Raw genomic sequence first — 14,310 nt, 5'->3', positions numbered from 1 at the left:
TTCGGATCAACTCCATGGTTTCGGACCCACTTTAGCGCATGAAAAGCTCACTACCGTTCATGGATTCGATCTTTCAGTGGAAACCCTGCGTTGCTGGATGATTGCAGCCGATTTATGGATTCCTCGCTCCAAGTGCCTGAAACGCCCATATCAGCCTCGATATAACCGAGATTGTTATGGTGAACTGGTACAAATCGATGGCTCACACCATGACTGGTTTGAAGGAAGAGCCGCTAAATGCTGTCTGCTAGTCTTTATCGATGATGCCACAGGCAAATTGCAGCATTTACGCTTCTGTGAATCAGAATCAGCCTTTGACTATATGATTTCGACACGCTTGTATGTTGAACAGCATGGTAAGCCTTTAGCGTTTTACAGCGACAAACATTCAGTCTTTAGGGTGAATCAAAGCAGCAAGAAAGACAGCAAGATTACCCAGTTTGGACGCGTACTCAGTACCCTCAATATCGATATCATCTTCGCTAACTCCCCTCAGGCCAAAGGACGGGTGGAACGGGCCAACAGAACCCTTCAGGACCGTCTGATTAAGGAGATGCGCCTGGAAGGTATCAGTTCGATTGCAGATGCGAATAAGTGGTTACCCTGCTTTATTGAGCAGTTCAATCTCAAGTTTGCAAAGATGGCCTTTAATCCTAAGAACTTACACCGCTCTGCCACCGAAACAGCTGAGCAATTAGATGATATTTTTACCTGGCGAGAGCCACGTAGAGTCACCAATAGCCTGACCATTACTTATGATAAATGTGTATATCTCCTGGAGAGTACAGAAGAAAACCAGAGGCTGATTGGTAAATATCTTGAGTTTCTAGAATACCCGGATGGTACTGTAGCCATCATGCATGAAGGCCGGAAGATCAATTACAGCATCTTCGATAAATTAAGTCAGCTCAACCAGCGAGAGATTGTTGAGAATAAACGGTTGGGTGCTGTTCTGAATCATATCCAACAACAGCATGAAGAACTGGAACAACAAAACAAACGCAATCGTTCTCAAAAGATGCCAAGCAGACGTGCACAGAAAACAGCAATTCAACAACGAAATCTGAATCCTGTGCTTGACTTGGAAATGTCCATATAGGACATTTCTATTTGGTTATTAGGTAGGACATTTCTACTTGGGAATAACACAGTCTTGTTACTCACCATTCAAAATGTCTAGTTTATGATGGTTTAAACATCATGGACTGGATATGAAATATAGGTGCTGATCACTATGTCTGACAAAGAAATTCAACGTCTTGCTGTTCTGCAAGACGTTCGAGATCATCGTATTACACAAGTCCGTGCTGCTGAAATCCTTAATCTTTCAACCCGTCAAATTACCCGGTTATTACAGAAGCTCAATCAAGATGGTGTTTCAGGTATGGCGCATGCCAGCCGTGGTCAACCGGGCCATCATCGCCATGATGATTTATTAAAATCAAAATGTCTTTCCATTATTTCCGAACATCTGCTGGGATTTGGACCTACCTTGGCATTTGGATTGGCTGCAGATATTGCCTTTAAACGGCATGGCAAAGTAGTCATTACAGAACGTGATCCTTGGGCCATGCGCGGTTATGAATTATATGGTCAGGTCGCTGAATCGGTGGGTTTGACCTGGGGCGGCCGCTGGAAATCCATTAAAGATTTCGGACATACTGAATATCGTATGCCCGGTTTAAAGAAAACTGCTGAGATGGCGCATCAACTGATCCATGAAGGTCAATTACAGGTACATACATTACATCCGTAAATATTACTTAATTAAGGAATGCTTGCATGTATTTAATGACTTCATCTGGTTTTTCACCATGTAGCCAATGACCGGTATTTTCAATAACTTCAATTTTTGCCTGAGAAAACTGTTCATTAATTGCTGCAAAATGTTCTGGTTTTGAGATATAAAAAGAATCACCACCACGCAGAAATAAGGCTGGCCGATTAATTTTTTCGACCTTTTCCCAAGCCATAATATCTGGATAATGATCAAATAAAGCCTGAACATTAAACAGCCACTGCCCTTTATTAAAGGATTTTAATAAAAATTGAATCACCATTTCTTCATGAATATATTTACGCATAATTTTTGCTGCTTCCAGTCGTGAAGCAACATTTGCTTGCTGTACTGCAAATAAGGCTTTAAAAATTTCAGCATGATGACTTTCATGATATTGGATCGGTGTAATATCAAGCACGATGAGTTTTTCAGTCTGTTCACGAGCTAAATCTGCCAGTTTCATAGCAATTTTCCCACCCATAGAATGTCCAACAACGACAAACTTATGAACATTTAAACTGGATAAAGTTTCCAATACATCTTCTGCCATGAGCTGATAGTTAATATCAGAGCTATGACCAGAAAGACCATGATTACGCACATCAATTTGGATCACGGTTCTCTGTTCAGAAAAATGTCGAGCCAATACTCCTAAATTACTCAAACTACCAAATAAACCATGAATAAAGAGCATTGGAGATACTGTTGAAGTTTCATGATGGTGTAATTGATAGTTAAGGATCATTTGAGAATTCCGTGATTTCTTGATTTAAATGTTAATAGTGGGTTGATATTGAAAATTAATCAATTGCCAAATTTTTAAAATAAAAAATTTGCTTAGGCTATTTATAGCAGATTGATCAATTTTGCTTAGGCTAAATTCATCATCAGATTAAAAGTGTTCAAAGCTTAATTATTAATTTGAATTAAAGAAAAATGCCCCATCAATATAAAAGACGATCTAATACATTTTTAAAATAGCCTTGGGATTAAGAGAAATCGCACCCATATTTTATTTTTAATTTCAGAATAAGGATGATACTAGAACAAATAGATTACCCTTCCACTACTTTTTCAAAGTTAGCCCATTATTTTGTATAACAGAAATTTGTAAATACACTCTTTTTTCGTTTTAGAGCATGTAATAAATTAACAGCGAGATCTGCTGCTAAAATATATAAAATACTTAGGCTATTTTATAAATACAACAGGATTAGTTTTGTAGCATAAATATAAGATATAACTTCACTACCCTGCTTGGAATACCATTCATTTATGTATGAAGACAAAATTCACGCTATTCGTTATGAAGTCATTTCTATAATGCTTATGTGTGACATGATCAAGCAACAATATTATGCAGTATTAAAAGATCTCTCGACAAAGCTTAGAAAAATATTAAAGTTTAATTATTAAATTATAGTTATCAATTTTCTTATTTCCCGGATATATCCCCGGGATAATGAGTAACAATCATGTTTATACTTTAGTTTAACTTTACAAAAAACCCTACAGATAGATGCATCTTATTTAAGATGATATTTTTTGGTCAAAATCCAGCCAAGATTAAAATAATAATATTCTCTTTATTTTCATTAATGCGTGATGAGAAGAAGTACCACTCGCCCTATTCAACATCCCTATTTTTACAGAATACGGTGGTGGTCATTCCTGATTTACTCAGGCTCTGATCCTGTCGATCAAGAAAACTTTTGGCGACCATAGCCATCATGGGCGCCATATCCAGACTGTTATTTTCTTCAGAAACTTTTTGAATGTCCTGATAGGCTTTCAGTCGATTACAAAAAGCCTGACGTTGGGTTTTGGCATCGGCCTTTGGATCATCTTCATCTAAAATGTGCTTGGTTTCATTGACGATTTTAGTCTGTTCTAAAATAAACTGGTCATACGCACTTTGTGAAAGTGGTTCTGCAAAGACCATGCTATTCAGTAAGAATAACAATCCTGCACAAATGAAAGATGATTTTTTTAGCATTTAGATTTCTTCTTTCCAGACATCTTCATAATCATCGGCATCAATCATGAAACGAAAACCTGTTTCCAGAGCAAGATATGGTAATACTTCTGGTGCGATGTCCTGTAATTCACGTACGGTCATCGTTTCAAAAGCATCTTCACTTGAAGGTTCTCCGCCATAAATATACCAGCTGATATTTTCCGCTGTCTCAGGCTTTTTACGAATACCAACTATCGGATCCTGCTTTAAGGTATGTACGGCCACAGCAACAACATCATCACCCGTGACTTCAACATAAGCTGAGCCTACTTCTTCACAGAGTAGTTTTTGCTCTGCAATCAGTTCTTGTAAAGGTGACAGGTTTTGCGTGTTTTTCGACATTCTATATTACTCATTCATTTGCATTCGCACGCTATTTTAACTGAATTTTAGCGATGCTGATGCAGATTTCATCGAGATCTTAAAATATCTGCTCTTAACCAGTTTTAAGAGCAGATATAAATCAAAGCTTATTTGAAGATTTTAAAACGCTCTTCGTCTGCAAGATAATCTTTGTCACGCGGTTCACCTTCTATTGAACCAAAGACCAGCTGTGCGCGAAGCTTCCAGTTGGCTGGAATCTCCCACTCAGCATGTACCTGCTCATCTACAATCGGATTATAATGCTGCAAGGATGCGCCCAAACCTTCTGTATGTAGTGCTGTCCACGTTGCAAATTGCGCAATTGCCGTAGAATGTTCTGCCCAGATTGGAAAATTATCAGCATAAGACGGAAATTGTTGCTGCAAAGCTTGTACTACGGTTTGATCTTCAAAAAATAGTACGGTGCCTACACCAGCAGCAAAGCTGTCCATTTTAGCAGTTGTTTTTGCAGCGCTCTCTTCGTCTTTGGCATAGCTTGTTAATTTATCTGCAACGATACCCCAAAACTTTTCATGTTCTGAATTGAATAAAATCACGGCGCGTGAAGACTGGGAATTAAAAGACGATGGGCTTTGCTTGATCGCAGTTTGAATCAAATCGCTTAAATACTCAGGAGATTGTTCTACATTCTTGCCAATAGCATAAATAGTACGGCGTTTAGTAATTAAATCTAAAAACTGATTCGACATTTTCTAAAATCCTGGGATATATCATCGGGAAAATTTGAACCTTCAACTATTTTTGTGAAGGAAAGCTAATCAATTTAGCTTTTACTTTATTTAAGCATAAAGTCCATCTACCTTAAAAAATAATGACCTGAATTACCAAGCTATTTATTTGATATTTTTATATATTTTAAGATAAAAATGGTTTGATTTATCTATTTTTTGAACAATTGTTAAACTTACTGGCGTTATAGGAGTATCTGAACAGAAATAGTGATTGATCACACCCTATTGCTGATAAATTTTTATAAATAATTAAAGTAAATACTGATTTATTGAAAATCCCTTATTGCTTAGGCTATTTCTAGAAATCATACTTTTAAGAAGGAAATCTTATTTCTCCCACAAAATTAATCCCCCAAAACTGGAGGACTAATTTGTTCAATCAAAACTCTAAACTTAAATTAAAATTTTGCATTCAAGACTTGAGAAGTAACTTTACTTTTCCACAGCTCACGCAATGTTGGTAAATAGAATTTCTCACCCAGCTCGACCAGTTCTGCATCAATCAGCGCATGCATTTCATGCATAAACAGATAATCAAGCTCAACAGTCGTCAATTTCGCCTGCTGTTTTTGATAGTCTCTGCGTTTCTGCTGGGCCTGTTTAACCAAACGATCGGCAAATGCCTTATCTTTAAACTGGGTGATCGCCTTTAAGCGCAGTTCGATAATGCCCCAACCGGTTAACAACATCTGGAAGGTCTCAAAATCACTACTGGTCGATTCCCAAGACATTTCTTCCAGATTTTCATCATCCGGTAGAACAGGTAAAAGAAGTTCCATGACGCTCGGAAAAATCTTTTTAAAATTCAGAATAAATTTAACAGGATGCTCACCTGGATAATCCTTGAATTGCACCTTTCTTTGAACATCTGTTAAATAAATATCAAGCATAAAACAATCATCAGTGGTTAATCTCATCTCGTGCTATTGTACGCAACTCTGCACGAGATAAAAACCACTGCTGACGATTCCATGATAAAACAGGCTTAAAGATTGAAAATAAAAGCATTAACAGCTTTATTTGGCATTCGGCGAAACCATATTTTCAGGTCTTACCACCTCATCGAACTGCTCTGCTGTCACCAGGCCAAGCTCAACAGCCACCTGTTTTAAGGTTTTAGCTTCTTTATAGGCCGTTTTCGCAACCTTGGCTGCATTCTCATAACCAATCACCGGGTTCAATGCAGTGACTAGCATTAATGAGTCATGCAAGAAATGTTCAATTTTCTCATGATTCGGCTCAATACCGACGGCGCAGTGATCATTAAAACTATTGCAGGCATCACCCAAGAGCTGGATGGATTGCAGTAAGTTATAGGCAATCACAGGCATAAACACATTCAGCTCAAAGTTACCCGATGCACCTGCCACATTAATCGTGGTGTCATTTCCAAGCACTTGCGCCACCACCATGGTCATGGCTTCACTTTGCGTCGGATTGACCTTACCCGGCATAATGCTTGAACCTGGCTCATTTTCAGGAATACGCAGTTCACCAAATCCACAACGAGGCCCACTGGCTAACCAACGAATATCGTTGGCAATTTTATTTAGGCTGACTGCAAGGGTTTTTAATGCGCCTGAAGCAAATACCGCAGCATCACGGCCGGCCAAAGCTTCAAATTTATTCGGAGCAGTGACAAATGGTAGACCTGTCAGCTTCTCCAGTGTTTCTGCGGCCTGAACTGCATAATCAGGATGGGCATTTAGACCTGTACCAACAGCCGTCCCGCCCAATGGCAATTCATACAAACCCAGTAAAGCTTGCTGTAAGCGAATCAAGCCATGATCAAGTTGGGATACATAACCACTAAATTCCTGACCTAGGGTTAAAGGTGTCGCATCCTGTAAATGCGTCCGGCCAATTTTGACAATATCGGCAAAGGCTAAAGATTTTGCATGCAAGGTATCACGTAGACGGGTAAGCGCTGGAATAAGAAGTTGATTAATCTGCAAACTCGCTGCGACATGAATCGCAGTCGGGAAAGAGTCATTGGTCGATTGGGCACGGTTGACATGATCATTTGGATGAACCGGTTTTTGCGCACCTAAATGATTGCCCAATTTTTGATTGGCAATATTGGCTATCACCTCATTACAGTTCATATTACTTTGCGTGCCTGAACCGGTTTGCCAGACCACCAGTGGAAACTGGCTATCCCACTGCCCGCTAATCACCTCATCTGCTGCATCCACAATATAGCCCGACAGCTCTTGAGGAATCTGATCCAGTTTAGCATTGGTCAAGGCTGCAGCTTTTTTTACCAGTCCCATTGCACCAATCATTGCCCGTGGCAAGCGTTCATTGCCGATCTTGAAGTTTTGCAAGCTACGCTGGGTCTGAGCGCCCCATAAAGCCTCACTCGGCACAGCCACTTCGCCCATGGTGTCATGTTCAATACGTGTTTGCATGTTCAACCTCAATTTTTTACATATCGCTGATTTTAAAAGCATCTATCACGATACTTTGCTAGATTGATTAAAAGTAATCGATTATATTAAATATGTAAATGATAATTATTATCAAATATTTTTTACTTATCTAATTTACTGTCCTCTCAGTATATTTTGATAAAATAGCCATTCATCCTCAAGCATCTTTTTCAGTGAACGCTGCGGTTGCCAATGCAAAATCTGCTGTGCCTTTTCAATATTCGCGCCTAGCTGGTCAAGCTCTGCATGAGGATAAGGCAAGGCATCGACTGTTCTAATTGCAGACTGGGTCACTTCTGCCAGTTGATCCAACAAATCCTGTATCGAAATGAGCGTTCCAGCAATATTGAAGGCTTCACATTTTAATTCCTGTTGTTGCCATAGCCACTGCAAGGATTTAATCACCGCATCACAACTGTCTGCCACATGCAGAAAACTCCGCTCTACTGTTCCATCCGCAGTATAAGCCTGACGGCGTAATTCCAGATATTCGCGCTGCTGCGCAGCGACCTGCATTGCCAAAGGCACAATATTTTTCGGTAAAGGTGGCACCGCCTCGCCTAGGACACCATGCTCGAAGGCGCCGCTAATATTAGATAGTCTTAAGATGGCAATGCGCCACTCGTTATCTGTTTTGACAGTATCCCGAATAATTTCCTCAACCATCTGTTGCGATTTAATATAGGGATTGGGATAAGTATAGTTAAAAGGTAGATCTTCATTGAGATCCGTACCGGATTGTCCATAGACTGCCAGACTGGATAAATGCACCAGATGCCGTACGCCGGTACGTTGCATGGCGCGCATTAAGCTCATAATACAGCTGACATTATCATTATAATATTCAAGGGGTTTTAATACTGATTCTTCTAGCGACTTAAAACTGGCAGCATGTACTACAGCCTGAATCGAATGCTGTTCAAATACTTTGTTTAATGCAGGCGTATTGCGAATATCAATTTTGATAAAAGGCACATACATCCCGGAAATATATTCAAGTCGCTCCAGCGTCTGCAAGTTGGCATTGGCCAAATTATCGACCACAATGACCTCTAATCCTTGTGCTAACAGACTTAAAGCAATATGTGAGCCTAAAAAGCCTAATCCACCCGTCACTAAAATCATTGTATACTACCTACTTTCTGATGAAGCCCAGATCAAGCTGTTGCTATTGATCAAGCCTGTAGTGAATTTCGATGAGCACCTTAATTCTTGTTACCTCCGCACCAACTTCTATTTATGCCTGGCATGCCCTTGGTTTGGCGCAGGCATTACACAACAAAAACCAAGAATTCCGCGTATTCTTTTATCAGGACGGCGTGTCGGTCGCAAATGCACTGCAATGGGTGCCCGACGATCAACGTCATCTTACACATGCCTGGCAAGCACTCAATATTCGCCTACCGGTCTGTGTAAGTGCAGCACTGGCGCGAGGGATTACAGATCAGGACAATGCTCAACGTCACAATATTCAGCAGCATAATCTGGCGGATGCCTTTGAATTGGTCGGTTTAGGTGAACTTGCCGATGCTGTTCAATCCTCACAACGTCTGATTCAATTCTAGATGTTCCATTTTTTAGAATGTGTTGCTTTTCCAAGGAATCTTGTGTGAAATCTGTACTTGTTATATTAACCCAAGCCAATCTGACCAGCCTGCAAGTGCATGAAAGCCTGTCTGCGACCATGGTTTTGGCGACATTTGGTGCGGAAGTGAAAGTTCTGCTACAAGGTGCAGGCCTTAGTCTTCTACGCTCAGAACTGCAATTTGATCAGTTACAACATGCCTTTAAACTGGCATCGAATATGGTCGACAGTTTTGAGTTTTATGACCTCACTCCAATTCTGATTGAACAGAAAAACCAGAACTCGCCCTTTGTGGCTCAGAACGAACAAGAGATTGAATTTATTGAGCTAAGCCCAGCGTTTATTCAAGGCTTTGATCATGTGCTGTATTGGTAAGGAATAAAGGATATATAAAATGTCAAATCACACACTTTATCTGATCCAATCGAACTATGCGGTAACGGCGCAGATTCTGGAACAACTCGCTCAAATTTATACCCCAGGTGATCAGATCGTACTGATGGGTGAAGCCGTATTACAGCTGGAGCATTCATTTCTACAAAATTTGCCGCAAATTTACATGCTGGAAAATGATGCAGAGCTTTTGACACAGCCTTTGCCGGATCAGGTCAAGCTTCTCGATTTTGCCGATTTTGCCGATCTTTGCCTCGGGTTTAATCGCTGTATTTCAATGAAATAATCAATGAGTTAAATATGAATTTAGAACTGGATCAAGATGGTCATCTGATCGATTACACCATTTGGAATGAAGAAGTCGCGCAAGTCCTGGCCAATAACCTGGAACTGAGCTTAACTCCTTGGCATTTTGAAATTCTGCAAGCGGTACGTCAATTCTATCAGCAGTTTGGTCATTCACCAGCAACACGCCCACTGATTAAATTTTTAATGAAAACTGTCAGTGCTGACATCAACAATGCCATGCTTCAGGAAAAGTTTAATACGGGTCTGGTCGCGCGGCATTTAAGCCGTTTGGCCGGCGTACCCAAGCCTGCAAATTGTTTATAAAAGTACGCTGTCTTCAATACTTATATCTAAATGCCTGAATTCTCATTTGGGCTTTTTTATGAAAGCAATTTTCACATCTAAAATAATAAAAGATATTCGTGGCTTGAATTCGTCAACTTCGGGTTTGTTCTAAGGTTCGCAAAGCCCGATGCAATTCATGATCCATTTCTGGCAGAACTTTCAGCAGAAACTCAATTTGTGCTTTCGCCTCGTCTCGAGTCACCAGTTTAGCTTCTACCAGCGTCTGCTGTAGACTAACCAGCAAACTGACCTGTCTAGGATCTGGTTGTTGCCCCTGACCTAAAGCACTGATGATTTGAGCAAAGTCTAGATATAACTGTTGTTGTTGCTTTAACAATAGGCTTTGCTTTGTAGCTACATTATTTGGTTCAGCCTGTGTATTTTGGCTATTGCTCTTAAAACTCAGAGACATATAGCTGGGTGATTTTTCAAGTCGGGCAACCTGATCACGATGGGCTTGGACTTGATTGGCAAAATCAGTCCGATAGATGTCTTGTCGTATCTGGTAAGCAATAGCCACCAAAATGCCGAACAAGAGTAATCCGATGATGAGATATAAAAGAACGGTCTTATCTTTCATCTTGATCTCCTCAACCCAATAAAGACAGCTCTTATCAAAACGCCGCCTGTATCGTTGCTCGACTACGGCGTTGACCAGTCTATTGGTACATAGCCGATCCGGACACGTTGTGGATGATTCCCAACTGGCACACTGAGCACTTTATCCCCTGTGGAAAAATCAATCACGGTCACCACATCGGTTTCACTTTCGGAAATCACACAGCTTTTACCATCTGGACTACGCGTTGCCCAATAGGGTTTACCGGCAGGAATCAGTTTGCCCGCAGTCAGCATCTTACGATTTACAATCGTGGCATAATCATCCATGGTTCCTGCAACACAGAGCTTTTCACCATCAGCACTGATTGACAAACCATGATGACGCGAATCATTGACCCATTTTGTCCGGTCTTTCGGGATACTATCACTACCAGGGAGCTGTCCGATCCGGCTAATCTTGTTCTGATTCAGATCGTATTCAATCAGACCATTAAAGAATGAAACCTGGGCATAAAGTTTCGTTTCATCCTTGCTAAATACCATTGGTCGAACTGAATTGGATAAATCCTTGCGACCAAATGCATCGAGTGCAGGTCTGAAATCAATTTTTCTCAGCACTTGATGGGTATTGGCATCCGCGATACTAATGTAGCGTTTTCCTTTGGTGAAATCCTGCCACTGTGCATCCATTGACGTTTCAACATTGCCAATCGCGGAGTTCAGGATTTTGTTACCATCATCGAAGTAGATATTTTCATGCGGTTTATCACCCGTAGCAAAACGCCCTAACTCTTTGCCAGTGTGAATATCCAGGACATGTACCACATTGCCTGAAGATGCTGACACCGCCACGCGTTGACCATCTGGCGAAACCGCCATGTGATCGGCGCGAAAACCTTCAACTGGTGTACGCCAGTTCATCTTGCCTGTTTTGATATTAATAGAGACCACATCGGCGAAACTTGGACGCGATGCCACGATGGACTGACCATCTGGCGTCGAGTACATATCATCTACCAACTGATCATTACCTTCACCCGCTGTGGCCTGAATATAGGTATAGGCAATCAGCTTGATTGGATTGAGATGAATTTCTTTGAGACGCTCTTTACGGTCAGGAATCATGTTAATGACGCCAATTTTGCCAAAATCACCCGATGGACGAATCACAGTCACTGTGCCATCCCAGTTGTTTCCGACAAAGAAAACCTGCTGTGAATTGACAGGTGCAGCTGAAGGCGCAGAAGCGGCCTGTACACTCGGAAACGCAGACAGCATCGCCATTGCAGATAAGGTCAGATAGAATCGTGGCCATTTTTTATTTTGAACTTTCATCCTTTATGCTCCGCATAATCATTTTTATTATTTTTAATTCTTTATTGCGCACATTTCCGCTGTGCTTATTCGTGACCTAATATACAAAGGTATAAAATGATTTGCTGATTTTTCCGACCAAAAAAAGATCACTTCAAACGCTATTCATATAAATCTTCAGGGGAATTTGACCTTATACATCCAGCACATCGACAAACTGTGCATTCAGCACTTTGGCAAGATCAGCCGGCTTCAGTCCGATATCCAAGCCTCTTTTACCGCCACTCACATATATTTTATTGAGCTTTTCTGCTGATACATCAATGACTGTTTTTAAACGCTTCTTTTGTCCGATTGGACTGATTCCACCGACCAGATAACCGGTTAAACGTTCTGCATGTTTCGGATCTGCCATTTGCAGTTTCTTACAACCACAAGCTGCCGCTACTTTTTTTAGATTAAGCTGATGATTGACTGGTAACACGGCAACAAAATACTGTTTTTCATCTGTTACCAATAGCGTTTTAAAGACTTCTTCGACTTGTAATCCTAATTTTTCTGCAGCCTCTAAACCAAAGCTTTTCGCATTGGCATCATGTTCATATTCATGAATACTATATTCAATTTTTTGAGTTTTTAAGAGTTTACATGCAGGTGTCATAATACTTCTGGCTCAAGTCTGATCGCCTTAGTATATAAATATTCGCTCAAGAAGTTAATGTTTTTGCCCCATACCTCTGCTCCATATGCATGACTACAAGCTGTTTCTGAGATTTTTTGCAAAGAGAGTGACGTGTAAAATACCAACAAAGATATGTGTTTTTGCCACTATCTAGATATCAGATGCGCCTGTGCCTAGCGACTTAGAATGCTTTGAAATGAACATATTCGTCATTTCATCAAGATAGCGACAATCTAAATTTTTCCAAATCCTTCGCTATAAATCTCTTTAAATTCGATGTCTGTTTCTTAGTCAGCTTTATAAATTTAGAAACAGAACATAAAACTGATCTCTAAATTGAAGTAACTTATTTTTATCTGGTATTTTGTAATAAAATGCATATAAAAACACAGACTAAAATATTAAAATAAGCTTATTAACATATTGTCTTATCTTGCCTTTTTAAGTATTTCTCCATCTTTTCAAGATGAGATTTTGACATTAAGGGAAGCACGGTTAAAGGCAAAGTTAGGCTAGTCATCCTCTCACGCAAATCAAGGATCTCTCGATTGAATGTCCTAATCGTTTAGGCCAGACATGAATTTTGCAAGATTAAAAATATGATCAAACAGCAGAGCTGATCCTTAACATGAAGATACAGTTACATAAAGGATATTAACTGTTTTTGCCAATTGGGTTTACAATGAAAACAATCTGAATACCCTGCGAATTGTAATTTTTTAACATTGCCAAATCTCTGCAAAGTTTTCATTATAGCGCCACTGTTTAGGATATGCTTTCTACGTCAATTCAAAGAAATTATAAATAGTCATGTAGAAAATCATGCAATAATAAGCAGAGTTTGCAGCTATCTTGCAAACAAACCTCGATACTTTTTAATTGGAGCATGCTGGATGAGTTCGACCATTTTGGTTATTCATGGACCGAATTTAAATTTGCTTGGAAAGCGCGAACCAGAAGTTTATGGTCATCTTACGCTTGGCGATATTAATCAGCAACTGACTGCTCAGGCTCAACAGGCCACATTACAACTCGATACCTTCCAAAGCAACTGGGAAGGCGCAATCGTTGACCGAATTCATCAAGCCCAACTCGACGGCGTACAATATATCATTATCAATCCGGCAGCATTGACACATAGTTCTGTTGCGGTTCGCGATGCCCTGCTTGGTGTCGCCATTCCTTTTATTGAAGTCCATTTGTCAAACGTCCATGCACGCGAGGCATTTCGACATCATTCGTACTTGTCCGATAAAGCCATCGGCGTGATCTGTGGTCTGGGTGCAAAAGGCTATGCTGCTGCGCTCGACTATGTCATTGAAAAAATACAATCTTCTACAAAATCTTAATTAGGAATACTGTCTCATGGATATCCGTAAAATCAAGAAACTCATCGACTTGATGATTGAATCTGACTTACAGGCGATCGAAGTTAAAGAAGGCGATCAATCGATTGCATTAACTCGTCGTAATCCAGTGGTTGCAGCGGCTGTTCCTGCAATGCCTGCACCTGCAGCTGAAGTACCTGCGGCGAAGTCTCCGCGCGGTGCTGTTGAAACATCTCCAATGGTTGGGGTGTTTTACTCTGCACCAAGCCCAGGCGAAGCGACATTTGTCAAAGTGGGTCAAACCGTTTCTGCTGGTGATACCTTAGGTATTATCGAAGCAATGAAAATCATGAACCCGATTGAAGCAACTCAAAGTGGTGTGATCGAAGAAATTCTAGTGAAAAATGGTGAAGTGATTCAATTCGGCCAACCACTTTTCCGCTACCGCGCTTAATCACCCCGGGGATTTA

General features: G+C 40.4%; 18 protein-coding genes. 8 read left to right on the top strand and 10 right to left on the bottom strand.

The window, feature by feature from the left end; genetic code table 11:
* Together FTV30_RS12510 and FTV30_RS16355 are read left to right on the top strand one after the other, a co-directional pair.
* Window positions 1-1,099: ISNCY family transposase (locus FTV30_RS12510; RefSeq protein ID WP_180001709.1), on the top strand; the 1,099-nt coding region annotated here is incomplete at its 5' end.
* A 123-nt stretch (window positions 1,100-1,222) separates the two neighbouring features.
* Window positions 1,223-1,756 carry a M15 family metallopeptidase gene (locus tag FTV30_RS16355; protein WP_373683718.1) on the top strand — a complete coding sequence of 178 codons (534 nt, stop codon included), beginning with the start codon at window positions 1,223-1,225 and terminating at the stop codon, window positions 1,754-1,756.
* A gap of 7 nt (window positions 1,757-1,763) precedes the next feature.
* On the opposite strand, the gene FTV30_RS12495 is transcribed toward FTV30_RS16355, so the two are convergent.
* The 7 genes from FTV30_RS12495 to FTV30_RS12465 form a co-directional block, all read right to left on the bottom strand.
* Window positions 1,764-2,525: an alpha/beta fold hydrolase gene (locus FTV30_RS12495; RefSeq protein WP_180001708.1), complete on the bottom strand. Its 762-nt coding sequence runs from the start codon at window positions 2,523-2,525 to the stop codon at window positions 1,764-1,766.
* A gap of 882 nt (window positions 2,526-3,407) precedes the next feature.
* Window positions 3,408-3,776, bottom strand: coding sequence for a hypothetical protein (locus FTV30_RS12490; protein WP_005171030.1), 369 nt, complete (start codon window positions 3,774-3,776; stop codon window positions 3,408-3,410).
* Window positions 3,777-4,139, bottom strand: coding sequence for a hypothetical protein (locus FTV30_RS12485; RefSeq protein WP_005171032.1), 363 nt, complete (start codon window positions 4,137-4,139; stop codon window positions 3,777-3,779).
* A 128-nt stretch (window positions 4,140-4,267) separates the two neighbouring features.
* Window positions 4,268-4,870: a nitroreductase family protein gene (locus FTV30_RS12480; RefSeq protein WP_100328658.1), complete on the bottom strand. Its 603-nt coding sequence runs from the start codon at window positions 4,868-4,870 to the stop codon at window positions 4,268-4,270.
* 440 nt (window positions 4,871-5,310) lie between these two features.
* Window positions 5,311-5,802, bottom strand: a complete 492-nt coding sequence (locus FTV30_RS12475; protein ID WP_100328659.1) for a hypothetical protein — start codon at window positions 5,800-5,802, stop codon at window positions 5,311-5,313.
* Between the two features lie 126 nt (window positions 5,803-5,928).
* Window positions 5,929-7,323 (bottom strand): class II fumarate hydratase, encoded by a 1,395-nt coding sequence (fumC, locus tag FTV30_RS12470; RefSeq protein WP_180001707.1) that lies wholly within the window; start codon window positions 7,321-7,323, stop codon window positions 5,929-5,931.
* Between the two features lie 135 nt (window positions 7,324-7,458).
* A complete protein-coding gene (locus tag FTV30_RS12465) occupies window positions 7,459-8,469 on the bottom strand; it encodes an NAD-dependent epimerase/dehydratase family protein (RefSeq protein WP_074382815.1) in 1,011 nt (336 codons plus the stop codon).
* A 71-nt stretch (window positions 8,470-8,540) separates the two neighbouring features.
* Between FTV30_RS12465 and tusD the strand changes: the two genes are divergently transcribed.
* The 4 genes from tusD to FTV30_RS12445 are packed head-to-tail and all read left to right on the top strand — an operon-like array spanning window position 8,541 to window position 9,934.
* Entirely contained in the window at window positions 8,541-8,909 is a 369-nt protein-coding gene (tusD, locus tag FTV30_RS12460; RefSeq protein WP_005096839.1) for a sulfurtransferase complex subunit TusD, read from the top strand.
* 44 nt (window positions 8,910-8,953) lie between these two features.
* The gene (locus FTV30_RS12455) at window positions 8,954-9,304 is read left to right on the top strand and encodes a hypothetical protein (RefSeq protein WP_074382816.1); all 351 of its coding nucleotides are present in this window, start codon (window positions 8,954-8,956) and stop codon (window positions 9,302-9,304) included.
* A gap of 19 nt (window positions 9,305-9,323) precedes the next feature.
* The gene (locus FTV30_RS12450) at window positions 9,324-9,608 is read left to right on the top strand and encodes a DsrH/TusB family sulfur metabolism protein (protein WP_180001706.1); all 285 of its coding nucleotides are present in this window, start codon (window positions 9,324-9,326) and stop codon (window positions 9,606-9,608) included.
* Window positions 9,609-9,622: 14 nt separating this feature from the next.
* On the top strand, window positions 9,623-9,934 hold the full coding sequence (locus FTV30_RS12445) for a TusE/DsrC/DsvC family sulfur relay protein (RefSeq protein ID WP_180001705.1): 312 nt from the start codon (window positions 9,623-9,625) through the stop codon (window positions 9,932-9,934).
* A 112-nt stretch (window positions 9,935-10,046) separates the two neighbouring features.
* On the opposite strand, the gene FTV30_RS12440 is transcribed toward FTV30_RS12445, so the two are convergent.
* The 3 genes from FTV30_RS12440 to ybaK form a co-directional block, all read right to left on the bottom strand.
* Window positions 10,047-10,535 carry a hypothetical protein gene (locus FTV30_RS12440; protein ID WP_005096834.1) on the bottom strand — a complete coding sequence of 163 codons (489 nt, stop codon included), beginning with the start codon at window positions 10,533-10,535 and terminating at the stop codon, window positions 10,047-10,049.
* A gap of 62 nt (window positions 10,536-10,597) precedes the next feature.
* Window positions 10,598-11,851 (bottom strand): YncE family protein, encoded by a 1,254-nt coding sequence (locus tag FTV30_RS12435; RefSeq protein WP_180001704.1) that lies wholly within the window; start codon window positions 11,849-11,851, stop codon window positions 10,598-10,600.
* Window positions 11,852-12,023: 172 nt separating this feature from the next.
* Entirely contained in the window at window positions 12,024-12,491 is a 468-nt protein-coding gene (ybaK, locus tag FTV30_RS12430) for a Cys-tRNA(Pro) deacylase (RefSeq protein WP_074382819.1), read from the bottom strand.
* Window positions 12,492-13,405: 914 nt separating this feature from the next.
* Here ybaK and aroQ point away from each other — a divergent pair.
* On the top strand, window positions 13,406-13,861 hold the full coding sequence (gene aroQ, locus FTV30_RS12425; protein WP_005096831.1) for a type II 3-dehydroquinate dehydratase: 456 nt from the start codon (window positions 13,406-13,408) through the stop codon (window positions 13,859-13,861).
* 16 nt (window positions 13,862-13,877) lie between these two features.
* The gene (gene accB, locus FTV30_RS12420; RefSeq protein WP_005096830.1) at window positions 13,878-14,294 is read left to right on the top strand and encodes an acetyl-CoA carboxylase biotin carboxyl carrier protein; all 417 of its coding nucleotides are present in this window, start codon (window positions 13,878-13,880) and stop codon (window positions 14,292-14,294) included.
* Window positions 14,295-14,310: the final 16 nt, after the last annotated feature.

Origin of the sequence: Acinetobacter sp. YH12255, assembly GCF_013417355.1 — a bacterium.
GTDB classification, from domain to species: Bacteria; Pseudomonadota; Gammaproteobacteria; order Pseudomonadales; family Moraxellaceae; genus Acinetobacter; species Acinetobacter pseudolwoffii.
This window is presented reverse-complemented; position numbering and strand designations above follow the sequence as displayed.

Coding starts and splice junctions, on each gene's coding strand:
- FTV30_RS12475 (WP_100328659.1), bottom strand. CDS start 5,802: ATGCTTGATATTTATTTAACAGATGTTCAAAGAAAGGTGCAATTCAAG.
- tusD (WP_005096839.1), top strand. CDS start 8,541: ATGAGCACCTTAATTCTTGTTACCTCCGCACCAACTTCTATTTATGCC.
- FTV30_RS12490 (WP_005171030.1), bottom strand. CDS start 3,776: ATGCTAAAAAAATCATCTTTCATTTGTGCAGGATTGTTATTCTTACTG.
- aroQ (WP_005096831.1), top strand. CDS start 13,406: ATGAGTTCGACCATTTTGGTTATTCATGGACCGAATTTAAATTTGCTT.
- FTV30_RS12445 (WP_180001705.1), top strand. CDS start 9,623: ATGAATTTAGAACTGGATCAAGATGGTCATCTGATCGATTACACCATT.
- fumC (WP_180001707.1), bottom strand. CDS start 7,323: ATGCAAACACGTATTGAACATGACACCATGGGCGAAGTGGCTGTGCCG.
- ybaK (WP_074382819.1), bottom strand. CDS start 12,491: ATGACACCTGCATGTAAACTCTTAAAAACTCAAAAAATTGAATATAGT.
- FTV30_RS12485 (WP_005171032.1), bottom strand. CDS start 4,139: ATGTCGAAAAACACGCAAAACCTGTCACCTTTACAAGAACTGATTGCA.
- accB (WP_005096830.1), top strand. CDS start 13,878: ATGGATATCCGTAAAATCAAGAAACTCATCGACTTGATGATTGAATCT.
- FTV30_RS12495 (WP_180001708.1), bottom strand. CDS start 2,525: ATGATCCTTAACTATCAATTACACCATCATGAAACTTCAACAGTATCT.
- FTV30_RS12465 (WP_074382815.1), bottom strand. CDS start 8,469: ATGATTTTAGTGACGGGTGGATTAGGCTTTTTAGGCTCACATATTGCT.
- FTV30_RS12480 (WP_100328658.1), bottom strand. CDS start 4,870: ATGTCGAATCAGTTTTTAGATTTAATTACTAAACGCCGTACTATTTAT.
- FTV30_RS12450 (WP_180001706.1), top strand. CDS start 9,324: ATGTCAAATCACACACTTTATCTGATCCAATCGAACTATGCGGTAACG.
- FTV30_RS12435 (WP_180001704.1), bottom strand. CDS start 11,851: ATGAAAGTTCAAAATAAAAAATGGCCACGATTCTATCTGACCTTATCT.
- FTV30_RS12440 (WP_005096834.1), bottom strand. CDS start 10,535: ATGAAAGATAAGACCGTTCTTTTATATCTCATCATCGGATTACTCTTG.